We start from the raw sequence: 3,259 nt of genomic DNA, 5'->3' as shown, positions 1-3,259 counted from the left end.
AATGACCGTATTTATCGGCTTACCCAAATAGGTCGGATTTTCCTTTTGGATGCCTTTGCCAAATTCTACGTAGCTTATCTGCTGGCGCTCTATCTTTTTGCCCTCTGCGTCTTTCGGCGAAAGATCTGGCATACAGTTATCGAAGTTAAAGCAGCCCTTTACGTGCACGTAAGCCCAGAATAATCCGCCGCCAAGTTTTGTAAGGCAACCCGTAAGTACCGGCAAGAAAGTAACCGCGCGTACCAGCCTTGCTCCGTTAAAGTGTCTTTGGCCGCCGTCGCCGTGCATAATGGCAGGCGCTTTTGCGTGAGCGTATTCTCTAGCAAAGACTTTGATCTGATCGACGCTTGCTCCGCACATTTCAGATAGTTCGCCATAAGTGTAGAGTGAGCACTCATGTACTAGATCTTCAAAGCCGGTTGTATATTTTTCTACAAATTCATGATCATATAGATCTTCTTCTATCAAAAATTTGCAGACCGCTAGACAAAATGCCGGATCGCTCGAAGGCTTTAGCTGGATAAACATATCAGCCTGGTTTGCGAGCGGAATTCTGATCGTATTTATGACGATGATCTTGCCGCCTCGCTTTTTGACGCGGTGGGCAAATCTAATCCAGTGCACCGCCGTATAGGCTTCGTTTGAGCCCCAACTGATATACATATCGCTCTCATCCACTTCCAGCGCGTCTTTTGAAAAGTCCGTGCCGATGACGCTCGGCGTGCCCGCATAGCGCGGCCAGTCGCACGGGTTGCGCACAAGCCTCGTAGCGCCGTATTTTTCAAAGAAATTTCCAGGCGCGATCGTCTTTGAGATATGCCCTTCGTTGCCCGAATAGACAAATTCCGTTAGCGCCTCGCCGCCGTATTTTGCCTTGATCTCGGTGAGCTTCGCGGCTATCTCTTTTAGCGCTTGATCCCAGCTTATGCGCTCCCACTTGCCCTCACACTTTTTACCGACGCGCTTCATCGGATACATTATGCGATCGGCGTTGTATAGGTGCATTGCGTAGGTGTGACCCTTGACGCAGACCGTGCCTTGCGTTAGAGGGTGTTTCGGATCGCCCTTGATGCTAACCATCTTACCGTCTTTGATCTCTGCGATCATCGAACAGGCATCGCGGCAGTTTCTAGGACAGGTGAGATAGTGATACTCTACGCCCTGCTCGTTTTTATAGGATTTCGGTTTAAAATCCACCTCAAACTGCTCCATACCAAATAGGCTTGGAGAGGCTCCGGCCGTAGCTAGAGCCGCTCCCGCGCCTTTTAAGAAAGAACGTCTTTGCATCTCTTCTCCTTAAATGTGGGCTTTATTTCATATCGTATATGAAAACTTTATTTTCTTTGCCTTCGCGTGAAAAAACATAAAATTTGCCGTCCTTCACCGCAAGCGCTCTCGCGTTTGCCGCTCCGCTAAAACTATACGCATCCTCAATTGCATGCGTTTGTAAATTTAGCTTTAAAATGGTCGAGAAATTTTTACTCAAAAGATAAACGGCATCAGGCTGAGCGTCGATGCCAGTGACATAGTATTCGCCTAGGCTTCTGCCCTCTTTTAGCTTTAAATTTGAGCCGATTTGCGGAATAAATTCCTCCAAAATCATCTTATCGTCGCCGTCAAACACCGCCACGCTCCAATAATCCCTCACGTCGTTAGGTACGGACGCAACGATAAATTTATTCGCAGCCGCGTCGTAATCCCAGCCGAGGATATATTGTTGCTTTGCCCGAAGCGTGGAGAAGCGCCCTTTGTTGCCGAGATCGTTTAGCTTCCATTTATCCCAGCCCTCGGTCAAGTGCCTCCACTGGCTGTTTTGCTCCTCTGCACTAAGCCCGTCCGCAGGCTCATAAAAGACGAAGGTTTTATTAAAGCTTATCATGCCGAGCTCATTTTTATACCACGCAGCACCCACGGTCGCCTCCATCTCCATTATAAAGTGGCGATCGTGCTTGCCGTATCTAAGCGGCTTTAAATTTTCGTCCGCAACGTAAAATTCATTATTTTTAGAAACCAGCGCGAACTGCTTTTTATCTGCGTCGTAGTCCGCTCCCGTAATCGGCGCGTCGTTTTGTAAGCTTAAACTCACTTCAGCACTCGGTGCACCGAGCTCCTTCACGCCTTCAAGTGCACCTGCTTTGCTATCGAGATTAAACTCAAACCCAAACGCCAGAGCCGCTAGCGCCGTAAAAATCATCAGCTTTTTCATCTTTTTGCTCCTTAGTTTGGCAGATCCGGAAGCTCCGGATTCCAATCGAATCTAAAATCAAGCGCGCTTTGCCAGTGATCTTTTTCCCAAAACCATTTTGCAGGATCAAGACTTAATCTAGCCGGCGTGCTAGAGCCCATATACGGCGGCGGACCCGAGACGATGAAGGCCTGCGCGCAGTTTGCGGCGATGATGACGATGAAGATTAAATTTGCAATCTTGCCCAGAGGCAGATAGCGCAAAAACTCGCCGTATTCGCCGCTCGTGCTCTTTTTCATTATCTCGCCCAAATTTTTGCTACATAAAAATATAACCGCCAAAAACGCGATCACGCAAAAATCTACGACGATGACCCAAAGCTGCGTGTGTGCGCCTAAAATTTCAAGTCCGAAACCCTGCTTTATGTCGAGGTAGCCGCCGAACGTACCGTCAAGGCTATAATGGATAAAGCCGTTAAACATTCCCCAACAAGCCATCAGTAAAAGCGCTGCGATGTAGCCGGGTCTTAGGCCGTATCTAAGGATAAAAAGTGCGATAAGGCTGATGGCTATCATCGTGATCCTCTCCGACCAACACATCACGCACGGGCTATCTCCCATGCCAAAGCCCAGTATCAAACAGGCTATGCCGACCGGGAGCGCCACGAGGGCGATGATGGCTAGCGACATTAGGTTAAAAAATCCTCGCTCGGTGGCGGGAATTTGATTTTGTTCTAAATTTTGCATATCGCCCTCCTAAAAGTTGCCTACCGGCACGACGACCCATAAATTTACGTAAAACTCGAGCGCGATCAGTATCACGCAGCCTACCGCCGCGCAGCCCGTAGCTAGATTTTTCCTCTGCGGCTTAAAATATAGTATAAGTCCGCTGATCAAAAATAGCGTCAAAATAAGAAATTCCATTTCAAACCGTCCTTTCCTAATAAAATTTAATCCTAAGCATGCCTATTCTTAAAGAAATAATATAATTTTATTTATTAATTCTAGTTTAAAAAATAGATTTTTTTGTTTATATTAAATTTTTTGTATAAAATTTTCCTACAAAAAATCTATT

The 3,259-nt window shown here is 46.9% G+C and carries 4 protein-coding genes; all 4 read right to left on the bottom strand.

Features of this window, described 5'->3' with window-relative positions; genetic code table 11:
- On the bottom strand, positions 1–1,287 hold a 1,287-nt coding region (locus Q0338_RS10850), incomplete at its 3' end, for a molybdopterin-dependent oxidoreductase (protein ID WP_298086727.1).
- A gap of 22 nt (positions 1,288–1,309) precedes the next feature.
- Positions 1,310–2,206 (bottom strand): hypothetical protein, encoded by an 897-nt coding sequence (locus tag Q0338_RS10845; protein ID WP_298086726.1) that lies wholly within the window; start codon positions 2,204–2,206, stop codon positions 1,310–1,312.
- 11 nt (positions 2,207–2,217) lie between these two features.
- Positions 2,218–2,931, bottom strand: coding sequence for a disulfide bond formation protein B (locus tag Q0338_RS10840; protein ID WP_298086725.1), 714 nt, complete (start codon positions 2,929–2,931; stop codon positions 2,218–2,220).
- A gap of 9 nt (positions 2,932–2,940) precedes the next feature.
- Entirely contained in the window at positions 2,941–3,108 is a 168-nt protein-coding gene (locus tag Q0338_RS10835) for a hypothetical protein (protein WP_297958910.1), read from the bottom strand.
- Between the last annotated feature and the right edge of the window lie 151 nt (positions 3,109–3,259).

Source organism: uncultured Campylobacter sp. (assembly GCF_938018145.1).
Taxonomy (GTDB): domain Bacteria; phylum Campylobacterota; class Campylobacteria; order Campylobacterales; family Campylobacteraceae; genus Campylobacter_A.
This window is presented reverse-complemented; position numbering and strand designations above follow the sequence as displayed.

What these genes read in the sequence shown, in the direction of transcription:
- Q0338_RS10845 (WP_298086726.1), bottom strand. Translation starts at nt 2,206, where the DNA reads ATGAAAAAGCTGATGATTTTTACGGCGCTAGCGGCTCTGGCGTTTGGG.
- Q0338_RS10840 (WP_298086725.1), bottom strand. Translation starts at nt 2,931, where the DNA reads ATGCAAAATTTAGAACAAAATCAAATTCCCGCCACCGAGCGAGGATTT.
- Q0338_RS10835 (WP_297958910.1), bottom strand. Translation starts at nt 3,108, where the DNA reads ATGGAATTTCTTATTTTGACGCTATTTTTGATCAGCGGACTTATACTA.